This is a genomic window from Streptomyces sp. NA04227, assembly GCF_013364195.1.
In the GTDB taxonomy this organism is placed as follows: Bacteria; Actinomycetota; Actinomycetes; order Streptomycetales; family Streptomycetaceae; genus Streptomyces.
The window spans coordinates 4,616,164-4,636,404 of record NZ_CP054918.1; the positions used below are offsets into that span (position 1 = coordinate 4,616,164).

Consider the following 20,241-nt stretch of genomic DNA (forward strand, 5'->3'; position numbering starts at 1 on the left):
CATAGGTACGCGAGGACGCGCACGCCCCTCGCGCACCCCCATGCATCAGGTGCGCACAGAGCACCTTTCGCCGAAGCAGCACAGGAGCAGTAAGTCATGGCCGCTAACAACCGACGCATGTCCGGTAAGAAGGGCGCGCAGGTCGGCAGCGGCGGCAACCGGCGCCGCAGCCTGGAGGGCAAGGGCCCCACGCCGCCCGCCGAGATGCGCAAGGGGCACGCCAAGCAGCGCGCCGCGAACGCCAAGGCGCGCCGCGCCCAGGGCAGCCGTCCGGCGCCCCGCGGGCGCGGCGGCAAGTCGTCCTCCGAACTCGTCGTCGGGCGCAACTCCGTCGTCGAGGCGCTGCGCGAGGGCGTGCCCGCCAACGCGCTGTACGTCCAGCAGTTCATCGACAACGACGAGCGGGTGCGCGAGGCGCTCCAGCTCGCGGGCGAGCGCGGCGGCGTGCACCTGATGGAGGCGCCCCGCCCCGAGCTCGACCGCATGACGAACAACCTCAACCACCAGGGCCTGGTCCTCCAGGTCCCGCCGTACGAGTACGCGCACCCCGAGGACCTCGCCGCCGCCGCGTACGACGAGGGCGCCGACCCGCTCATCGTCGCCCTCGACGGCGTCACCGACCCGCGCAACCTCGGCGCCGTCGTCCGCTCCGTCTCCGCCTTCGGCGGCCACGGCGTGGTCGTCCCGGAGCGCCGCGCCGCCGGAATGACGGCCGGTGCCTGGAAGACCTCGGCCGGCGCCGCCGCCCGTACGCCCGTCGCCCGTGCCACGAATCTGACGCGCGCCCTGGAGGCGTACCGGAAGGCGGGCATCACCGTGGTCGGCCTGGCCGCCGACGGCGAGGCCGAGCTCGGCGAGCTCGAAGCCCTCGGCGGGCCGGTCGTGATCGTGGTCGGCAGCGAGGGCAAGGGGCTGTCCCGGCTGGTCGGCGAGACCTGCGACTTCCGGGTACGGATCCCGATGCCGGGCGGCACCGAGTCCCTCAACGCCGGTGTCGCGGCGGGCATCGTCCTGTACGAGGCGGCGCGGCGCAGGAGCTGAGTGCGACGGTCCGCACGTCGGTCGGCCCGGGTGCCGGGCCGACCGTGACACCGGGCCGGAAGTGACCGTTTCGGGCCGGACCGGAGTGATTTGACGGGGCCCGGACATTTTGTGGGTCAAGGCAGTGTCCTAAGCAAGCGTCACTCGGTTAGTTGAGTGTGGACACCAGAACAGCCCGCACCTCCACGGGGGGCCGCTCCTCGGGGTTCGACGACGCACCTGCGTTCAGCATGGCCAAGGTGCCGTGCGACCCGGCCCAGGTCGTCGTCAACCACGCCAGCTTCCGCGTACAACTGACGGCTGTGCCGACGACGCGATCGCCGCGTCTGGCACGGCAGTTGAGCGCATACGTGGCGGCCAGCCGCCCGGCGCCGGGCACCGGCGGAGGGACCGGGCGCCGTCGGCCCGTGGTCTGGACGGGCGGGTCCGCCCCTGGTGCCAGAAGCCTGCTCCAGGCCGTACGCGACAACGCCCGCACCACCGAACCCCCGTTCTCCGGCACCCGGCACTCGCCCGGACCCGAGGGCACCGGCGGGGCACGTGTCCTGCCGCGCCACGGACAGGGCCGGGGCGGCCAGGCCGAGGCCCAGGCCCCGGTGGTGAACTCGCCGCGGCAGCCGCTCGCCCAGGAGAACCTGCTGCCGCACATGCGGGAGGCGGACAGCGGCTACGTCAACTCCGGCTACGAGAACGCCGGTTACCCGCACGACCGGCACGGCGCCTACGCCGGTGCCGCACCCGCCGAGTCCGAGCACGCGGAGAACGCCTACGCGCGCCCGGGCGCCCCCGCCTGGGAGGCCGGGACCCGGCTCGTGGAGTCCGAGCGGCGCGAGACGGCCGAGCCCCGCAGCCGCCGTGCGACGGAGACGGGAGGCCGGGCGGGTACGCCGGGCGCGCCCGAAGTCGCCCCGCAGGACGGGACGTTCGGGGGCGCAACCCTCCAAGGCGCCGACCTGTTCGACACCTCGGCGGAGGACACCGGACTCGGCAACCGCACCGCCGGGGCCACCGTTCCGACCGTGGTCACCCCGCACCCCGTCGCCGACGTACCGCGCTCGCGCAGCGAAGGACTCGTCGGCAGCCCGCTGTTCTGCCCCGACGAGGACACCGCCGAGCAACTCCCGTACACCGAGGGCCTGTTCGTCGACGACGACACCTTCGTCCTGGAGCGGATCGTCGATCCGGCCGCGGCGCCGCCGGGGACCGGACACGACACCTCCGCGCAGCGGCGCGGCGCCCGGCCGGTGCGGCACGCGTACTACCCCGGGCGCCGGATGAACCTCGGCGTCGTCCTGCTGCCGCTGCGCGTGTTCCTCGGGCTCATCTCCGTATACGCGGGGATGGGCAAGCTGTGCGACCCCGTCTACTTCGACGGCGGCGAGCGCGGCTCGATGGTCAAGTGGCTTCAGTCGCTTGACCCTTGGCCGCTCGCCGAGCCGCTGCGGGACTTCGCCCTGCACCACCCGGTCGGCGCCGGACTCACCATCGCCTTCCTCCAGGTCTTCGTCGGTGTGCTGACCATCCTCGGCCTCTGGCAGCGCTTCGCCGCCGCCATCGGCGCCCTCCTGTCGGCCGCCCTGCTGGTCACCGTGAGCTGGCGCACCGTGCCCGCCTACGACGCGCCCGACATCATCTACCTGGCCGCCTGGTCGCCCCTGATCATCGCCGGGGCGCCGGTCTACTCGGCCGACGGCAGGCTCAGTTCGGAGGCCTGGCGCACCCTCGGCCCGCGTGCCGAACTGTGGGACCTGCGCCGCCGGGTGCTCCGCCGCGGCGCCCTCCTCGCCACCTTCACCGTCGGCCTCACGATGCTCGTCGGCGCCCTGCTCGGCGGGGCCGTGCGCGACGCCGACCGGGTCACCGTCCCCGGCCCCGGCGAGACCCCCCGCAACGAACTCCCCGGCTCCCCGGTGCCCCAGGAATCCCGCAAGAAGCCGCAGAACAAGGAGAGTTCGGGCCCCGACGAGGCGGAAGAGGCTCAGCCGGAAGCGTCCGCCGCCGACCCCACGGAGAACACCGAGGGCTCCGCCGACGAGGCCACGCAGCCCTCCGGCGCCGACGAGCCCGAGCAGGCTCCGCAGCCGGAGGCCCCGCCGCCCGTCCCGCCCGCCGACGGCTCCGGCTCCTCGGACCCCGGCACCGGAACGAGCACCGGGGGCACGGACGGAAGCGCCGACGACGGCAGCGGCAGTGGTAGCGGTAGCGGTGGCGGTGGCGACTCCGGGAGTGGCGAATCGGGTTCGCTGGTGGGCGGGTTGCTGGGTTAGGCGACAGATCCGTTCAGTTCAAGGGCTGTTGGCGAGGAGACTCGTCAACAGCCCTTGTTCTACGTCAAGTTGGGGTGCTGCGAGTTGGGGTGCTGTCAGCACGGTTGGATGCCGTGGCCCCGCACGGCACCTCGGCCGTGAGTACCGTCGGGCCGCCCGCCGGGCTGTCCACCGCGAACCGGCCGTCGAGAGCGGCGACCCGGCGGGCCAGGCCGGTCAGCCCGCCGCCGGTGGGGTCGGCGCCACCGGAACCGTCGTCCCGTACACGGATGTGCAGGGTCCGGTCCTCCTGGACCACCCGTGCGGTCACCCGGGTGGCGCCGGAGTGCTTGGCCGCGTTGGTGACGGCTTCGGCGACCACGAAGTACGCCACCGTCTGCGTACTGGGGGCGAGTTGACCCAGGAGGTCGGTGGTGAGGTCGACCGGGATGCCGGAGCGTTCCGCGACGGATTCCAGTGCCGCGGTCAGGCCCGAGTCGTCGAGGGCGGCCGGATAGACCCGCCAGGCGACCTCCCGCAGTTCGGTCAGGGCCTCGCGGGACTCCTCGTGGGCCTGGCGCAGCAGGGCGTCCGACTTGGCGGGGTCGGTGGCGCGGCGGGCCCGGCCGATCAACATGCCGAGCGCGACCAGCCGTTGCTGCACGCCGTCGTGCAAGTCCCGCTCGATACGGCGCCGTTCGTCGTCCACCGCCTCGATCACCCCGGCACGCGTCGCGGCGAGCTCGCCGATGCGGCGTTCAAGGAGCTGCCGATCGTCGGGACCGAGCCGGTTCCGTAGCAACTGCTCGTCCCAGACGGCGACTTGGCGTACTCCCTGGGCGGAGAGGAACAGCGCGAACAGCCCCGTGAACGCGGTGAGAAGCACCGTGCCGGGGTGGTTCAGGCGGCCGATCACGAACCAGCCCCAGAGCAGGAACGAGGAGTACCCCAGCGACAACAGCACCGTGAGCAGCACCGCGCCGCCGAGCAGCCCGAGCATCCAGCGCACCGCCAGATAGGCCAGCGCCCGGCCCCCGGCACGCAGCCGAGGCACCGGCGTCTCGGTCTCGTGGTACCGCCCGATCCGCCGCTGCTCCCGGACCGCCAGCCACTGCGCGCTCCGGTGCACCCAGGCCCCGTTGCCACTGCCACTGCCGCCGGTGCCTCGGCCCGGGGCGAGCCCCAGCCATCCGCCGCCGACGAGGACGAAGAGCAGCTCCACCGGGGCCGTCAGGGCGCCGAGCAGGACCCCGAGTACGAGCCGGGACCACCGGCGCAGCAGCAGGTTCATGCCGCAGACGCTAAGCCAGCCGCACACCCGGGCGGACTGCGGAAAACCGCAAATCCGGGGTGCGCAGAACCGCGCAGCACCGCGACGCTCGTGGAGTCCGGGTGCGGGGAGCCGGGGAGCGCGGCCGAAGGGCCGGGCGCGGTTACGGGACCCAGGTGCTCAACGTGCCAGTGCCGCAAGCTCCTTGGCCGCTTCGGTGAGGTCCTTGGCGGTGTCGATGGCGCGCCAGTAGGCACCGTGCGGGATGGGGAAACCGGCGAGGCTGCGCTCGCGGGCGAGCCTCGGGAAGGTGGTGCGCTCGTGGTCGCCGCGGTCGGGCAGCAGCGCGGTGAAGGACGCCGAGAAGACGTACACCCCGGCGTTGATCAGATACGGGGACGGCGGCGCCTCGATGAAGTCGGTGATGTGCCCGAAGGCGTCCGTCTCGACGGCGCCCCAGGGGATGCGCGGCCGGGCAAGCGCCAGGGTGGCCTTCGCGTCGCGCTCGGCGTGGAAAGCGGCCATCTCGCGCAGCGAGAAGCGGGTCCAGATGTCGCCGTTGGTGGCGTACCAGGGCCGGTCGGCGTGCGGCAGGTGCGCGGCGGCGAACTTGAGGCCGCCGCCCCGGCCGAGCGGTTCCTTCTCGACCACCGTGGTCACCCGCAGCGGCAGATCCGCCGACTCCAGCCACTCCTGGAGGACTTCCGCGAGGTGCCCGCAGGAGACCACCGCGTCGGTCACGCCCTCCTCGGCCAGCCAGGCGAGCTGGTGGCCGATGATCGGCGTTCCGGTGCCCGGGATCTCCACCATGGGCTTGGGGCGGTCGTCGGTGTACGGGCGCAGCCGCGAGCCCTGGCCACCGGCCAGGACTACGGCCTGCGTGGGACGCGAGGCGGCGTTCGGATCGCTCATGTCCCGCACTGTACGTGGCGCACGCCGGACGGCGGCACTCACGAAGTTGAGCAGGGTGCGTGGCCGCCACGCTCAGCTTCGTGAGTGGCGGCCGTGCCGGTCGGCCGGTTGTGCCCGGGGCGTCAGTCGTCCTGCGCCGCGACCCCGGCGGCGAAGGAGGTGTCGCAGACCGGCCGCGCGTAGGACTGCGCCTTCACGGCGCCGTACTTCTGCACGGCGGCGCGGCCGAGCGAGCGGGCCACCTCCACGCAGTGCCGGGCGAGCGAGGGGCTGCGGTGGATCTCCTCCTGGAGGTGGGTGAGGGCCACACCCGGGTCCTCCTCCTGGAGTTCGAGGAGCAGCCGGTCCCGCAGTACGTCCTGTGGCGCGCGGGAGTCCGCACGGGTGGAGACGTCCGACGCGGAGGTGGTCAGCATCGAATCCGAGCCGCTGCCCGACCAGTTGACGCGGGCGACGGCGAGGGTCCCGGAGAGCACCAGGACGACCGGGAGTACGAGAGCGAGCGTGCGGCCGATGCCGAGGGCAGGGCTGCGACGGTGCTGCGGCTTGTGGAGGCGTGTCACGCCAGCGAGCGTAGCGGGCAGTAGTGATATGGCGACATTTAGTCACTCTGTCGAGCGACGGGAGTCGGGGAAATTGTTCCGCCGTATTGACGGGTTGGGGTGAATCGACCGTTATGGAGGGGTCTTTGGTGGGGGGTGTCGGCGGGTGGGGAGGGGTGACGGGGACGGGGCACGGCGGGACGGGGCGGGCGACGGGGTGACCACGCCGGGCGGGGGCCGGGTGCGGCGGGGTGGGGGTGCGGGAAACGGGACGCCCCCCGCACTGTGGAGTGCGGGGGGCGTGCTGCCGTATTGCAGTGGTGCCGTACTGCCGTAGCGGTGCTGCGGTGCTGCGGTGCTGCGGAGAACGGCGGGATCGTGCGCGTCAGTCGCTGAGGCGCTCGCCGGTGGAGGTGGAGAAGACGTGCGTCTCGCCCGGGCGCGGGACGATGTGCAGTTCGGCGCCCTTCTCCGGGACGTCCCGGCCGCCGACGCGGACCACGAGGTCCTTGTCGGAGCCGCCGACGCGGGCGCTGCCGTAGACGTAGCCGTCCGCGCCCAGCTCCTCGACGACGTTGACCTGGACGGCCAGGCCCGCGGTCTCCGAGCTGTCCTCCTTGGAGAGCGACTTGGCCGCCGCGCCACCGAGCTCGACCACGTCGAAGTGCTCCGGGCGCACGCCGACCGTGACGGTGGTGTCGCCGCGGTCCGCGGCGGCGGCCAGCGCCTCGCGGCTGACCGGCACCACGGAGTTGCCGAACTTCACGCCGCCGTCGGTGATCGGGACCTCGACCAGGTTCATCGCCGGGGAGCCGATGAAGCCCGCGACGAAGAGGTTCGCCGGGCGGTCGTACATGTTGCGCGGCGAGTCGATCTGCTGGAGCAGGCCGTCCTTGAGCACGGCGACCCGGTCGCCCATGGTCATGGCCTCGACCTGGTCGTGGGTGACGTAGACGGTGGTGATGCCCAGGCGCCGCTGCAGCGAGGCGATCTGGGTACGCGTGGAGACACGGAGCTTGGCGTCGAGGTTCGACAGCGGCTCGTCCATGAGGAAGACCTGCGGCTCACGCACGATGGCGCGGCCCATGGCCACACGCTGACGCTGACCGCCGGAGAGCGCCTTGGGCTTGCGGCCCAGGTACTCGGTGAGGTCCAGGATGCGCGCCGCGTCCTCGACCTTCTTGCGGATCTCGGCCTTCGGCACGCCCGCGATCTTCAGGGCGAAGCCCATGTTGTCCGCGACGGTCATGTGCGGGTAGAGCGCGTAGTTCTGGAACACCATCGCGATGTCCCGGTCCTTGGGCGGCAGGTGCGTCACATCGCGCGTACCGATGCGGATCGCGCCGCCGTTCACGTCCTCCAGACCCGCGAGCATCCGCAGGGAGGTCGACTTTCCACAGCCCGAGGGGCCGACGAGGACGAGGAACTCGCCGTCCTCGATGTCGATGTCGAGCCCGTCGACGGCGGGCTTGTCGGCACCCGGGTACACACGGGTCGCCTTGTCGAACGTCACAGTGGCCATGGTTATGGGCCCCCTTCACCGGCAGGAACGTGCCGGACGATCCGAGTAAAGGTGGTCACCACCCCCGAGCCGTAGCGGGCCGGTCGCGAGGACCGGCTGCTCACGCTGAGAGTGGTGTAGTCCAATAGCTTGGACTTGCGGTGACAGTACCCCGGAAGTGCGGGGATGTCAGTAGGGGGCGGCAGGGGAGTACGGAGAGGTGCGGGGGGCGATACGGGGAGGTAGGGAGAGGGGGAACGCGGGGGCCCGTCCGCCGCGCGCCGTCGGTGATCGGGTGTCCGGTCCGCCGGTGGGCCTGGGCTCGTGCTGCCGGTGACCAGGCGTCCCTGCCGTCGACGGTCCTGCCCCGGTGCCGTCGACGGTCCTGCCCCGTGCCGGGAAATCGGTGTGGTCCCGGGAACAGCGGCCTGTGTAAGGTTGGTGCGATCGCCGCGCCGCGGTTCCGCGGGCGCGCTCAGGCCTCCTTAGCTCAGCTGGTAGAGCACCGCTCTTGTAAAGCGAAGGTCGTCGGTTCGAGTCCGACAGGGGGCTCTTGGACCACCTCGGCACACAGCCCCGTCCTCGCAGGTCGTGCGAGGTGCGGGGCTGCCGCTTCCCGGCCGGTGCCCACGCACGCACAGACGTACATGCCGCGCGGTGCCCGAGTCCCTCGGCTACGCCCCCGCCCGCAGCCCACTCCCACCCCGCCGACGCGTACGAAACGCCTGCGGCCCCACCCCCTTCCACCGCCGGAAAGCATGCGAGAACCCGGTGAGGTCGCGATAGCCGAGGCGCCCCGCGATTTCTGCGACCGTGAGGCCGCCGGTGACCAGGAGTTCCTCGGCAAGGTGTTCGCGGACCTCGTCGAGGAGGGTGCGGAAGGAGGTGCCCTCGGCGGCGAGGCGGTGGCGCAGGGTGCGGGCGCTCATGTGCAGGCTCGCGGCGACCCGTTCGGCGTTGGGGGGTTCGGGGAGTTCCACCAGGAGTGCGTCGCGGACCTGGCCGGCGAGTCCGGTACGGGTGTGGCGCCGGGCCAGGAGGTTGCGGCACTCGGTCCGGGTGAGGGCCGCGGTGTCGGCGTTGGCCAGGGGCAGGGGGAGGTCGAGCAGGGCGGGGTCGATGGCGACCGCGTTCTCCGCTGCCCCGAACCGTACGTGCTGGCCGAGTAGTTCGTCGTAGCGTGCCTGGACGTCCGGCGGCGGGGCGGGGAAGGCGAACTCGCTCCGGAGCAGGGTCATCGGTGTCGCGATGATCTCCTGGCGCAGGGTCTGCATCGCGCCCGCGTCCCGCTCGACGAAGAACCGCCGCAGCTCGGGCGGGACGTCGGGCGCCGAGAGGACCAGCAGTATCTCGTCCCTGCCCTCCCGTACGTCCTGCCGCATGTCGATGCGGCAGAAGGAGAAGGTGAGGTCGATGTAGCGCAGCCCGACCTCGATCGCGCTGCGCAGGGTGGGGCTGCTGAGGAGGGCGAAGCCCCAGATGCCGTAGGCGGTGAGCCGGTACCGGATGCCGATCTCCAGGCCGAGCCCCGGCGGGTCGCCGAGCGCGTCGAGCAGGTTGCGGACCACCGTGAACTCCTGCTTCGCGCTGATCTCCCTCGTGGGATCGAGGTACGGCAGGTCATCGCCGAGGTCGGCACCGTCGAGGTGCTCTTCAACAACGCCGGTGTGGTCCGGGGCAACAAGTACTTCTGGGAGACCGACAGTGTGCGGGACACCCGGTTCACGATCGACATCAACACCCTCGCGCCGATGTTCACAGCCCGGGAGTTCCTGCCCGGCATGATCGCCTCCGGTACCGAGTGCCGGATCATCAATATGGCCTCCGCCGCGGGACTGACGTCCAACCCGCGCACCGCGGCCTACTGCGGCTCGAAGTGGGCCGCGGTCGGCTGGTCCGACTCGGTCCGGCTGGAGCTCGCCCAGGCCGGGCACCGGCACGTCAAGGTGACCACGGTCTGCCCGTACTACATCAGGACCGGCATGTTCGAGGGCGCCAAGGCCGCGCCGTTCCTGCCGCTGCTCGACCCGCGGTACGTCGTCGACACCGTGTGGAAGCGGATGAAGAAGGGCGACGCCTTCGTCGTCCTGCCCAGGACCGTTCTCCTGAACGAAGTCGCCAAGGGGCTGCTTCCGGTCGGGCTGCGGGACTTCGTCATCGGCCGCGTCTTCGGCGTCCACCGCACCATGGAGAACTTCTCCGGCCGCGCCGAGCAGCAGAAGTAGTCGGAGGAAGCGCCGGAGGAAGAGTCGGAGGAAGAGCCGGAGGAAGAGTCGCAAACGTCCGAGCCGGTACGAAAGGAAGAGCATGATGGCCACGGCCACCACACCCCGCTACTACCGGGACCAGCAGGCATGGCGTGACCTGCGGCGGTACCTACCGGAGCGCCTCCGGCTGACCGACGCGGCCGCGCCCCGGGAGGAGTTCTGGGACTGGCGCGGTCACCAGGTCCACCTCGACCGTTACCGCGACGCGGACGCACCGGCCAAGGTGATCCTGCACCACGGAGTCGGTACCAACGGGCGGCAGATGACGCTGATCCTGGGCGCCCGGCTCGCCGCGCGCGGTTTCGAGGTCGTCGCGCTGGACAACCTCGGCTACGGGATGACGGGGGTCAGGCCCGGCACCACCCCCTCGTACGACGACTGGGTCGATCTCGTCGTCGACTTCGTGGCCCACGAGCGGTCGGGCGACGACCGCCCGGTCGTGCTCTACGGCCTCAGCGCGGGCGGCATGCTCACCTACCACGTCGCGGCGAAGGCGCCCAAGGGCAGTCTGAGCGGCATCGTGGGCATGACCTTCCTGGATCAGCGCATCCAGCGGGTACGCGACGAGACCGCGCACGACCTGGTCGGCGCCCGGCTCGGCATTCCGCTCATGAGCGCGCTCGCCGGGACCCCGGCCGGCCGGATCAAGGTGCCGATGAGTCTGGCGGGCAAGATGAGCGCACTCGCCAACAACCGCGAGGCGATGCGGAAGGTCCTCCTCAAGGACCGTACGGCGGCGGCCACTTGGGTCTCGTTCCGTTTCCTCGCCTCGTACGGCACCTACACCCCGGCCGTCGAGCCGGAGGACTTCGACGCCTGCCCGGTCCTGCTCACCCAGCCCGCCGAGGACCGCTGGACGCCCCTGCACCTGAGCGAGCTCGTGCTGTCGCGGATCACCAAGGTCCCGGTGACCACGGTGATGCTCGACAACGCCGGGCACCTGCCGCTGGAGGACCCGGGGCTGCGGCAGATGGAGGACGCGATCGCCGACTTCGTGACGAGGTGCGGCGGTTCCTGACCGGCGCTGCGGCCCACACCCCCGGGTGGGCCGGCGCCCGAGAGCGGCGACGGGGTACCCGTATGCCCCGGCGCCGCTCTCACCTCCCCTTCGTCAGCAGGTGCAGGAGCGTCACCACCGCGACACCGACCAGGAGCGCGGTGCCGAACGTACGCGACTTCGCGAGGGTTCCCCTGCGTCCGGCCCCCTCGAACTCACCGCGCGAAGGGGCCATTTGGGCGTGCGTACGGGAAGTCGTTCCGCTTCCCGCGCGCCGCCTTCCGTGAGAAGTCCGGTGCGGCGTACAACCGAACCCCCCACATGTTCGTCACACAATCGCCGCCCCCTCATCACAGAAGGCACAGGGGAACTCAGATGAGACGCATAACCATCGCCGCCGCGCTGCTCACCGCCACGCTGACCGTGACCGCCACGGCCTGCTCCGGCGACGATGACGAGGTCACCACCAAGCCCGACACTCGCTCGGCCGACAGCGGCACGGCCAAGGACGAGGCCGAGAAGGACAAAGGCGGGAACGCTTCGGGCGCGAAGGACTCCGGCGCGAAGGATTCGGGCGAGGCGGACAAGGACGAGACCGGGCAGGACGCCGAGGAGGCCGAGGACGCCGACAAGCCGCAGGTCGCGGCGGTCGGTGACACCATCACCGTCAAGGGCTTCGAGAACGGCGAACAGCTCGCGGTGACCGTGAAGAAGTTCCTCGACCCCGCGAAGGGTGCGGACGAGTTCAACCAGCCCCAGTCCGGCAAGAAGTGGGTGGCCGCGCAGTTCGAGCTCAAGAACACCGGCACCAAGGTCTACGCGGACAGCCCCGGCAACGGCGCGCAGGTGGCCGACGTCCAGGGGCAGCGCTTCGATGCCTGGTTCGGCGAGATCTCCGCGGGGCCCTCGATGACCTCGGACGCCAATGTCCCGCCGGGTGAGAAGGCCCTCGGCTGGATCGTCTTCGAGATCCCCACCTCCTCGAAGATCACCACCGTGCAGTTCGCGATGAACTCCGGCTTCGCGCAGCAGACGGGGCAGTGGAAGGTTTCTTGAGCGGGGCGGTGGGCGTGGGCGGTTGAGGGCGTACGCCTTCAACTCGCCCGGCCCTACGACAGGGTGAGGTCCTCCCGCGTGAGCGCCGCCACCCCGCTCAGGTCCCGGTCGACCGCGTCCGCGCTGTCGACGGCGTCCGCACTGCTCCAGCGGCCGAGCGCCATTTCGGCGGTGATGCCGGGGCCGAATCCGGCGAGAAGTCCGCTGGCCCGGTGCGGGGCGCCGCCCTCCTCGAACAGGCGGCGCAGGGCGTCCAGGACGGTGGCGCTGGCGATGTTGCCGTACTGGGTCAGCGTGGCCTTGCTGAACCGGAACGCCTTCGCCGGGATGCCGAGGATCCGTTCGAGGTCGTCGAGGATTCTCGGTCCGCCCGCGTGCACGATGTAGAAGTCCAGTGCGGAGGCGTTCCAGCCGTGCAGTTCCGCGAGGGAGCGCAGTGCGGGCGCGAGGGCCTCCATGGTGCCCGGCACACGCTTGTCCAGCAGGAAGTGGAATCCGGTCTCGCGGACGTCGTAGGCGATCCAGGATTCGGTGCCGGGCACCAGGTAGGAGCCGTTGCGTTCCAGGCGGACGCCGGTGCCGCCCTGTCCGCGTACCACCGTGGCGGCCACCGCGTCGCCGAACAGGCCGTTGGACAGGAGGGAGCCGACGCCGAGGTCGGTGGGCTGGTAGCAGAGCGAGCAGAACTCGCAGGCCACGATCAGTGCGTTGGACTCCGGGTAGCTGGTGCAGAAGTCGTGGGCGCGGTTGATCGCCGCGCCGCCCGCGGCGCAGCCGAGCTGGGCGATCGGCAACTGCCGTGTGGTGGGGGCGAATTGCATGGTGTTGATCAGCCACGAGGTCAGCGACGGCATCATGAAGCCGGTGCAGGAGACGTAGATGATGACGCCGATGTCCGAGGCGCCCACTCCTGCGTTGCGCAGCGCCTCCTCCACGACCGCCGGGACGCGCGCCTTCGCCTCCTCCTCGTAGGCCTTGTTGCGCGCGGCGAAGCCCGGGTGCCTCAGGGTCTCCTCGATCGGCCGTACGAGGTGCCTGGTCCGCACTCCGGTGTTCTCGATCAGGCGTAGTGCCAGGGGCAGTTGAGGATGGTCGGTATGCCGTCTGCGGGCCAGGCCGAGGGTTTCCTCCAGCGTGATCACATGCTCGGGCACGGATACCGACGGTTTGCACAACGTCGCCATGAAACGTCAACTCTCCCGAACGGTACGGAGTCAGATTCTGGTGAGGGTGGCCAGCCAGGCCGGGAAGACGCCCGGGGCAAACGTGGCGTGCAGGTCGACGGGCTCGATCGTGTCGGTCCGCCAGCCGTCGGCGAACGCGTCCTCGATCTCCTCCCGCGAGACCTTCCGCGTGGGGCTGTCCACGGTGAGGCGGTCGCTGAAGCACATCAGGAAGAGGCTTCCGCCGGGCCGGAGCACGGTGTGCAGACCGGCGACGAAACGCGCGCGCTCCTCGTCGCCGAGCATGTGGAACAGCCCGCAGTCCAGGATCGTGTCGAAGGATTCCCCGAGCGCGGGCAGGCTCAGCGCGTCGTGCAGCAGGAAGCGTGCCACCAGGCCGCGGTCGCGCGCCTTCTCGTCCGCCTGCTCCAGCGCCCGCGGCGCGAGATCGATGCCGGTGGCCGTCAACTCCCGCTCCGCGCACATGAGTACGTGCTCACCGGTACCGCAGCCGACGTCCAGTACCCGGCCCCGGAGCGCACCCGCCTCGGCCAGCGCGAGGAACGCGGGCTGCGGACGGCCGATGTCCCACGGCGGCGGGGTGGCGTAGAGATCGTCGTGCTTCTCCCACCGCGCGCCGGAGGCGAATTGGACACCATTCATCTGTCTTCTCCAGAACTCATGTGTGTACGAGGTCAGTTGGATCTGCTTATGGACTCATTGCCGGTTCCCGCAGGCCAGTTGAGCGGGCCCAGGATCAGCCGGACCGCCAGGTCACCGGCAGCTTCACCGGGCCACGGAACGCCCCGCCGGAGGCCCACCGCACCTGCTCGGACACGACCGACAGTGCGTGCGGCTGCTCGGCGAGGGCGCCGACCAGGGCTTGCAGGGCGAGACGTCCGAGGGGCGCGGCGGGGCAGTGGTGCGGGCCGTAGCCGAAGGTCAGATGCCGTTTCGCGCGGCGGTCGATGTCGACGCGGTCGGGGTCCTCGTACACCGCCGGGTCGCGGTTGGCGGCGACGTAGGACGAGTAGACCGTGCTCCGCGGCGGGATGACCGATCCGCCGACCTCCACCGCGCAGGACGTCACGCGCGGGCCGCCGCCCGCGGCGCCGATGATCGGCATCACGCGGAGGAGTTCCTCGACCGCCGCCGGGACCATGTGGGGCTCCGCGCGCAGGCGCCCGAGCAGTCCTTCCTCGGTGAGCAGGAGGTAGGCGACCTGGGCGGCGGAGAAGCGCATCGCGGAGAACTGGTGGAACTGGACCGCCACGCCCAGGAGTTCCCCGCGTGTGACCAGTCCGTCGTCCTCGGCGCGGATGAGATGGCTGATCACGTCGTCGCCGAGATCGTTCCGCCGCAGTTCGACGAGGGCGGCGATGTTGTCGATGACCGCGTTCTTGGCCGTCATCGTGCAGTCGTGGTCGTGCGCGCCGGAGAGGAACCGGCGCGTCCAGCCGATGACGCGCGTCCGGTGACTCGCCGGGATCCCCACCACGTCGTGGACCAGACCGTCGGACAGCGGTTTGAGGACCTCCGCGACGAGATCGGCGGGCCGCTCCCGTTCGAGCATCTTCGCCAGCAGGTCCTTGGCCGTACGCTCCGCCCCCGCCCGCCGCTTCTCCATGGCCTTCGCACCGAAGACCGCCGCCACCGCGCTGCGCAGCCGGGTGTGGTCGGGCGGGTCGGTGCGGGTGAGCCAGGTGTCCTCCGCGATGAGGCTGGGGGCCATGCGCGCCACGTCGACCCGGGTGCCGCGGCGGAAACGTTCGTCGGCGGTCACCTTGACGACGTCCGCGTACTTGCCCGCGAGCCAGGCCGGGCCCTCGCCGTACGGCAGGCGCATCCGCATCGGGGTGGGGTGCCGTACGGAGGCGGCGAGCAGGGGGTCGAAGTCGAGTCGTTCGAGGCCCTGGGCCGGGGCGCCGATGCCGTCCTCGGCGGGGGCGGCGGCGTAGGGGCAGGTGCCGGTCTGCGGTGTGTCTGTCTGCGGTACGTCGGTCTGCGGGGTGCTCGTCTGCGGAGAGGCGGTCATGCCGTCGCCCGGGTGGAGTCGCCGGATGCCAGGCGGGTGGCGATGAGCAGGCCGTTCGAGGAGACGGTGTCCACCGGCAGCCGCTCGGGCTCGCTGAACCCGGCCTCGACCAGCCAGGCGGCGTACTCGGCGGCCGTGTAGTTGCGGCCCACCGTGTTCACCAGCATGTTGAGGCTCATCATCGCGGCGTCGTACGGCCCGGACTTGTCGTCGTCGACGAGCAGTTCGTTGATGATGATCCGCCCGCCCGGAGCCAGCGCACGGTGGGCCTTGCGCAGCAGGGACCGGCACTCCTGGGGCTGCCAGTCGTGCAGGATCATGGAGAGGAAGACGGTGTCGTAGCCCTCGGGCAGTTCCCGGGTGAGGAAGTCGCCGGGGATCGCGGAGACGCGGTCGCGCAGGTCGGCCTCGTCGATCTTCGCCTCCGCCAGCTCGCAGACGGCGGGCAGGTCGTAGACGCCGATCTCCAACTGCGGGTTCTTCCGGGCGAATTCGATGGCGTACGCGCAGATGCTGCCGCCGACGTCGAGCAGCCGCTTGCTGTCGGACAGGTCGAGTACGCCCGCGATCACGGAGGCCGAGTGGCGGGAGAGCGAGTGCATGGCGCCCTGCATCATGCGGACCCGCTCGGGGTCGGACTCGAACGCCGTCTTCTGGGCGGCCGGGTCCCAGGTCACCGGCTGGTTGGACCGGACGGCTTCGTCGAGTCGGCCCCAGCCGTCGTACGAGCGGCGGTTCACCTGGTGGATGAAGCCGCCGAAGTACTGCTCCTTGCCCTTCACCAGGAACGCGTCGGCGACCGGGGCGTTGCCGAACGTGCCGTCCCGTACTTCGAGCAGGCCCAGCGAGGCGTTCGCGGTGAGCAGCATCTCGACCGGACGGCGCGCGCAGCCCAGGTGGTCGGCCACCTCGCGCACCGTCAGGGGCCCGCGCTCGGCGAAGAGCGTGAAGAGGTCGAAGTCGTGGGCGACCGCGAGCGCCTTGAACGCCCAGGGGCCCATGCACATTTCGAGAAGGCCGCGCGGCGACTCGGTTGTCTGCGTGAACACGTCGTTGATCTCCTGACAACTCTCGTGAGGGAAGAACTGGTTGCCCACGTCGGCGCGCGGCACTGGGCGCACCGGATCAGGCCTTTCGCGTAGGGCTGCGAACCAGCGCCGTGAACGAGGGCCGTATTCGAATGGCTGAACACTTGGTGGGGAACCGTCTGGATAATTGCCGTTACCTCCGCATATTCATGCGGCATGGTTGGCGATTCACCCGGATGCCCGGGGCGCGGAGATGTGCCAAGGGGCGCGAGGGATGCGGAGAGACAGATGTGCGCCGGGCGGAAGCGCCCGGCGCACACGGGAGTTGGGCCCTGATCGGGACTGGTGGGCCTGGTCAGGACCGGCGAGCTCGGTCAGCCCTGCTGCTCGGTGATGTCGACCATCCATGTGATGCCGAACTTGTCGGTGCACATGCCGAAGACATCGCCCCACATCTGCTTGTCCAGGGGGACGCTCACCGTGCCGCCGTCGGACAGCTTCTCCCAGTAGCCGCGCAGGTCGGCCGCGTCGTCGCCGCTCACGCTCACCGTGATGTTGTTGCCCTGCGTGCTCTCCATGCCGGGCGGGCTGTCGGCGCCCATCAGCGTGAAGCCCTTCGGGGTCTCAAGCATGGCGTGCATGATCTTGTCGTCGTAGCCGGGAGGCGCCTCGGGGCCGACGCTGCCGTAGGTGTTGAGGGACAGTTCGCCGCCGAAGATGCCCTGGTAGAACTCCATGGCTTGCTTCGCGTCGCCGGAGAAGCTGATGTACGGGTTGAGGCGAGAGGCCACTTTCGGTCCTTTCGTGACGGTATGTCGGGTGTGCGGCAGCCTATGCGCGGTGGGGGCGGAGGGGCGGCAGACCGGTGGCAGCGGGTCGGAGGGCGGGGCGGCGGACAGGGCGGCGGTCACCGAGCGTCAACTGCTCCCGTGCGGCCGTCCGTTGAGCCGGCCGAGCGTATTCGGTCACCGTCGTCCCCCGTATCCCGTAGTAACTCTGGACACCGCTTGACATGCGTCTGACAATCACGCTGATTCACCTTTCCCCCACAAGGTCGAAGCGAGGTCGTCGTGAAGAAACTTCTCTACGGGTCCGTCGTGGCGCTCACCGCCACCGCGGCCGCGGTACTGGGAGCCGGGCCCGGCGTGGCCACCGGCTCGGACGGTGACAGCGGCGGTCGCGGCAGCGCGGGCAGCAGCGCCGCCGCCGGCGACCACGCCGCCTACGTCTACCGGATCGCCGACGGGGCGAAGCTCCCGCCCGCACAGCTCGCCACGTTCGACCTCCTGGAGGACCGCGACGGGAACGACCTGTTCGTACTCGGCGACGCGCGTACCGCCGCGACGCTGAAGGACGCCGGTCTGAAGGCCACCCTGGAACAGCGGATGGCGGCGGCTCCCAAGGAGTCGCCCAAGCGCAGCGGCCAGGCCCCGCACCTGACGCGCAAGGTCGCCGAGGAGACGTACTACGGCGGCTACCGCACCGTGAACGCCCAGTACGCGCACCTGGACAAGGTCGCGCAGGACCACGCCGACCTGGCCACCGTGGTCGACTTCGGCGACTCGTGGCGCAAGTCCAGCGGCGCGCAGAACGGCTACGACCTCAAGGCGATCTGCCTGACCAAGAAGGGGGACGGCGACTGCGAGCTGAAGCCCGGTTCGACGAAGCCGCGCTTCCTCGTCCAGGCCCAGGTGCACGCCCGCGAGCTGACCACCGGCGAGATGGCCTACCGGTGGATCGACCACCTGGTGAACGGCTACGGCAAGGACGAGACCGTCACCAAGCTGCTCGACTCGCGTGAGATCTGGGTGGTGCCGATCGGCAACCCGGACGGCGTGGACATGGTCCAGCAGGGCTTCATGGGCGGCAGCTCCGGCCTGCAGTGGCACCGCAAGTCCGCCAACGACACCGGGAGTCCGTCCGGCGGCTGCGCCGAGAACTCCTTCTCCGGCGACGGCATCGACCTCAACCGCAACAACTTCAGCCACTGGGGCGGCCCGGGCACCAGCTCCGACCCGTGCAATCAGACCTTCAAGGGCCTGTCCTCGGAGTCCGAGGTCGAGAACAAGGCACTGCACGGCCTGTACCGGAACCTGTTCCCGGACACCCGCGCCGAGGGCGACGGCACCGCCGCCGACGCCGGCACCAAGGGCATGTTCGTCACCATGCACAGCTACTCGAACATGGTCCTGTTCCCCTGGGGCGCCGGGCAGTCCACCGGCAACGACGCCGCCCTGCGCGCCATGGGCAAGGAAATGGCCACCCTCGCGGGCGGCTGGGAGTACGGCCAGCCCGGCGAGATCCTCTACGAGGTCAGCGGCTCGCACGACGACTCGCTCTACGACGACCTCGGCGTCCCGAGCTTCACCTGGGAGGTCGGCCCGAGCGGCGGCACCTGCGGCGGCTTCCACCCGAAGTACACCTGCCAGGACGGCTTCTGGGACCAAGTCAAGCCGATGCTGACCTACGCGGCGGAGAAGGCGGAGGCGCCGTACGGGTCCTGAGGTGACCGATGAGGCCGAGGTGACCGAGTGACCGAGTGACCGAGGGGCGCGTACGGGCTTTCCGTGCGCGCCCCTCGTGCCGTTCGGTCGGCTCGGTCCGTTCGGTCCGGTCCGTCCTCAGGCCATCCCCGACAGCGCCCCCGCCTCGCCCTCTCCGTCGTGCTTCGGTGCCTGGCGGGTGACGAGGGTGCCCGCGACGACGGCGGCCAGGAGCAGGACTCCCGAGGCCCACCACAGGGCGACGGTGTAGCCGTGGACCACGCCCTCGCGTGCGATCTCCCGGCCGACGCGGCGCCGCTCGGCGGGGTCGGCGGGCAGATGGGCGGCGATCCAGTGGCTGGAGGTGGTGGTGGCGATGGTGTTGAGGAGCGAGGTGCCGATCGAACCGCCCACCTGCTGGGCCGTGTTGACGGTCGCCGAGGTCACCCCGGAGTCCTGCGGGCGTACCCCCTGGGTGGCGGTGGCCATCACCGGCATGAAGGTCAGACCCATGCCGAGGCCGATCAGGAGCATCGGCGGCAGGACGTGGCTCGTGTAGTCGCTGTGCACCGTGAGCCGGGTGAGGAGGGCGAGCCCGGCGGAGCCGAGGAGCATGCCGGGGACCATGAGCATGCGCGGCGGGACGTGGTGCAGCAGCCGGGCGCTGATCTGGGTGGAGCCGATGATGATGGCCGCCGTCATGGGCAGGAAGGCGACGCCGGACTTCAGCGGCGAGTAGCCGAGGATCGTCTGCAGGTAGAAGGTCATGAACAGGAACAGGCCGAACAGGCCGATCATGGCGAGGGCCATGGTCAGGAAGCTGCCCGCGCGGTTGCGGTCGCGGATGATGTGCAGCGGCAGCAGCGGGTTGCGCGCCCTGGTCTGCCACCACACGAAGCTCGCGAGCAGCACGGCCGCCGTGCCGAGCAGCCCGAGCACCAGGCCGTCCGACCAGCCGTGCGACTCGGCCTCGCTGAAGCCGTAGACCAGGCAGACCAGACCGCCGCAGCCGAGCAGCACTCCGGGTACGTCGAGGCGTGCCTCGCGGTGGCCGGGCCGGTCGTGCAGCAGGGTCACCGCGCCGAGGGCGGCGATGGCCGCGATCGGGATGTTCACGTACAGGCACCAGCGCCAGTCGAGGTACTCGGTCAGTACGCCGCCCATGATCAGGCCGATCGCCGCGCCGCCGCCCGCGATGGCGCCGTAGATCCCGAAGGCCTTGCCGCGTTCCTTGGGGTCGGTGAACGTCGTGGTGAGCAGGGACAGCGCGGACGGCGCGAGGACGGCGGCGAAGGCGCCCTGCAAGGCGCGCGCGCCGAACAGCATCCCCGCGCTGCTGGCCGCCCCGCCGATCGCCGAGGCGGCGGCGAAGCCGATCAGTCCGAAGACGAAGGTGCGTTTGCGGCCGACGTAGTCGGCGATACGGCCACCGAGCAGCAGCAGTCCGCCGAAGGCGAGCGTGTAGGCCGTGATGACCCACTGCCGGTTGCCGTCGGAGATGCCCAGCTCGCGCTGGGCCGAGGGCAGCGCGATGTTCACGATCGTGGCGTCGAGCACCACCATGAGCTGCGCGAGCGCGATGACGACCAGCGCCCACCAGCGGTGGACGTCCTGGGTGGGCTGCGGTGCTTGCTCATCCGTTCGAGTGGCAGACACACGGACAGGACAACACGGGACGGTACGGGGCGCATCCGGGGATG

18 protein-coding genes and 1 tRNA gene are annotated in these 20,241 nt (G+C 70.9%); 7 read left to right on the plus strand and 12 right to left on the minus strand.

Annotated features, from left to right (window positions below; all coding sequences use genetic code 11):
* Positions 1 to 96 precede the first annotated feature (96 nt).
* Entirely contained in the window at positions 97 to 1,041 is a 945-nt protein-coding gene (rlmB, locus tag HUT18_RS19660) for a 23S rRNA (guanosine(2251)-2'-O)-methyltransferase RlmB (protein ID WP_176101918.1), read from the plus strand.
* Positions 1,042 to 1,199: 158 nt separating this feature from the next.
* Positions 1,200 to 3,308, plus strand: a complete 2,109-nt coding sequence (locus HUT18_RS19665) for a DoxX family protein (RefSeq protein WP_254878708.1) — start codon at positions 1,200 to 1,202, stop codon at positions 3,306 to 3,308.
* A gap of 64 nt (positions 3,309 to 3,372) precedes the next feature.
* Here HUT18_RS19665 and HUT18_RS19670 read toward each other — a convergent pair whose 3' ends face one another.
* The 4 genes from HUT18_RS19670 to HUT18_RS19685 form a co-directional block, all read right to left on the minus strand.
* Positions 3,373 to 4,578: a sensor histidine kinase gene (locus HUT18_RS19670; RefSeq protein WP_176101919.1), complete on the minus strand. Its 1,206-nt coding sequence runs from the start codon at positions 4,576 to 4,578 to the stop codon at positions 3,373 to 3,375.
* A gap of 159 nt (positions 4,579 to 4,737) precedes the next feature.
* Positions 4,738 to 5,469, minus strand: a complete 732-nt coding sequence (locus tag HUT18_RS19675; RefSeq protein WP_176101920.1) for a nucleotidyltransferase family protein — start codon at positions 5,467 to 5,469, stop codon at positions 4,738 to 4,740.
* Positions 5,470 to 5,591: 122 nt separating this feature from the next.
* On the minus strand, positions 5,592 to 6,032 hold the full coding sequence (locus tag HUT18_RS19680) for a hypothetical protein (protein ID WP_176101921.1): 441 nt from the start codon (positions 6,030 to 6,032) through the stop codon (positions 5,592 to 5,594).
* A gap of 364 nt (positions 6,033 to 6,396) precedes the next feature.
* On the minus strand, positions 6,397 to 7,533 hold the full coding sequence (locus HUT18_RS19685) for an ABC transporter ATP-binding protein (protein ID WP_176101922.1): 1,137 nt from the start codon (positions 7,531 to 7,533) through the stop codon (positions 6,397 to 6,399).
* Positions 7,534 to 7,991: 458 nt separating this feature from the next.
* Here HUT18_RS19685 and HUT18_RS19690 point away from each other — a divergent pair.
* A tRNA-Thr gene (locus tag HUT18_RS19690) sits at positions 7,992 to 8,064 on the plus strand.
* A gap of 122 nt (positions 8,065 to 8,186) precedes the next feature.
* On the opposite strand, the gene HUT18_RS19695 is transcribed toward HUT18_RS19690, so the two are convergent.
* Positions 8,187 to 9,131, minus strand: coding sequence for an AraC family transcriptional regulator (locus tag HUT18_RS19695; protein ID WP_176104663.1), 945 nt, complete (start codon positions 9,129 to 9,131; stop codon positions 8,187 to 8,189).
* Between HUT18_RS19695 and HUT18_RS19700 the strand changes: the two genes are divergently transcribed.
* Together HUT18_RS19700 and HUT18_RS19705 are read left to right on the plus strand one after the other, a co-directional pair.
* Positions 9,117 to 9,737, plus strand: a complete 621-nt coding sequence (locus HUT18_RS19700) for an SDR family NAD(P)-dependent oxidoreductase (RefSeq protein ID WP_368661570.1) — start codon at positions 9,117 to 9,119, stop codon at positions 9,735 to 9,737. The genes HUT18_RS19695 and HUT18_RS19700 overlap by 15 nt on opposite strands.
* A gap of 82 nt (positions 9,738 to 9,819) precedes the next feature.
* Complete coding sequence (locus HUT18_RS19705) at positions 9,820 to 10,797, plus strand: alpha/beta hydrolase (protein ID WP_254878709.1); 978 nt, start codon at positions 9,820 to 9,822, stop codon at positions 10,795 to 10,797.
* Between the two features lie 79 nt (positions 10,798 to 10,876).
* Here HUT18_RS19705 and HUT18_RS34210 read toward each other — a convergent pair whose 3' ends face one another.
* Complete coding sequence (locus tag HUT18_RS34210) at positions 10,877 to 11,011, minus strand: hypothetical protein (protein ID WP_303246547.1); 135 nt, start codon at positions 11,009 to 11,011, stop codon at positions 10,877 to 10,879.
* Between the two features lie 140 nt (positions 11,012 to 11,151).
* On the opposite strand from HUT18_RS34210, the gene HUT18_RS19710 reads away from it, so the two are divergent.
* Entirely contained in the window at positions 11,152 to 11,832 is a 681-nt protein-coding gene (locus HUT18_RS19710; protein WP_176101923.1) for a DUF4352 domain-containing protein, read from the plus strand.
* Between the two features lie 53 nt (positions 11,833 to 11,885).
* On the opposite strand, the gene HUT18_RS19715 is transcribed toward HUT18_RS19710, so the two are convergent.
* From HUT18_RS19715 to HUT18_RS19735, 5 genes are all read right to left on the minus strand, one after another.
* A complete protein-coding gene (locus HUT18_RS19715; RefSeq protein WP_176101924.1) occupies positions 11,886 to 13,016 on the minus strand; it encodes a type III polyketide synthase in 1,131 nt (376 codons plus the stop codon).
* A gap of 30 nt (positions 13,017 to 13,046) precedes the next feature.
* Complete coding sequence (locus tag HUT18_RS19720) at positions 13,047 to 13,658, minus strand: class I SAM-dependent methyltransferase (RefSeq protein ID WP_176101925.1); 612 nt, start codon at positions 13,656 to 13,658, stop codon at positions 13,047 to 13,049.
* Between the two features lie 94 nt (positions 13,659 to 13,752).
* Complete coding sequence (locus tag HUT18_RS19725; protein WP_176101926.1) at positions 13,753 to 15,030, minus strand: cytochrome P450; 1,278 nt, start codon at positions 15,028 to 15,030, stop codon at positions 13,753 to 13,755.
* Positions 15,027 to 16,079, minus strand: a complete 1,053-nt coding sequence (locus HUT18_RS19730; RefSeq protein ID WP_254878710.1) for an acetylserotonin O-methyltransferase — start codon at positions 16,077 to 16,079, stop codon at positions 15,027 to 15,029. The genes HUT18_RS19725 and HUT18_RS19730 overlap by 4 nt, the downstream gene beginning before the upstream one ends.
* A gap of 353 nt (positions 16,080 to 16,432) precedes the next feature.
* A complete protein-coding gene (locus tag HUT18_RS19735) occupies positions 16,433 to 16,849 on the minus strand; it encodes a VOC family protein (RefSeq protein ID WP_176101927.1) in 417 nt (138 codons plus the stop codon).
* A 279-nt stretch (positions 16,850 to 17,128) separates the two neighbouring features.
* Here HUT18_RS19735 and HUT18_RS19740 point away from each other — a divergent pair, with 279 nt between their 5' ends.
* Complete coding sequence (locus tag HUT18_RS19740) at positions 17,129 to 18,562, plus strand: M14 family zinc carboxypeptidase (protein WP_176101928.1); 1,434 nt, start codon at positions 17,129 to 17,131, stop codon at positions 18,560 to 18,562.
* Positions 18,563 to 18,679: 117 nt separating this feature from the next.
* Here the strand turns inward: HUT18_RS19740 and HUT18_RS19745 are convergent, their stop codons facing one another.
* Positions 18,680 to 20,197: an MFS transporter gene (locus tag HUT18_RS19745; protein ID WP_254878711.1), complete on the minus strand. Its 1,518-nt coding sequence runs from the start codon at positions 20,195 to 20,197 to the stop codon at positions 18,680 to 18,682.
* Positions 20,198 to 20,241 lie beyond the last annotated feature (44 nt).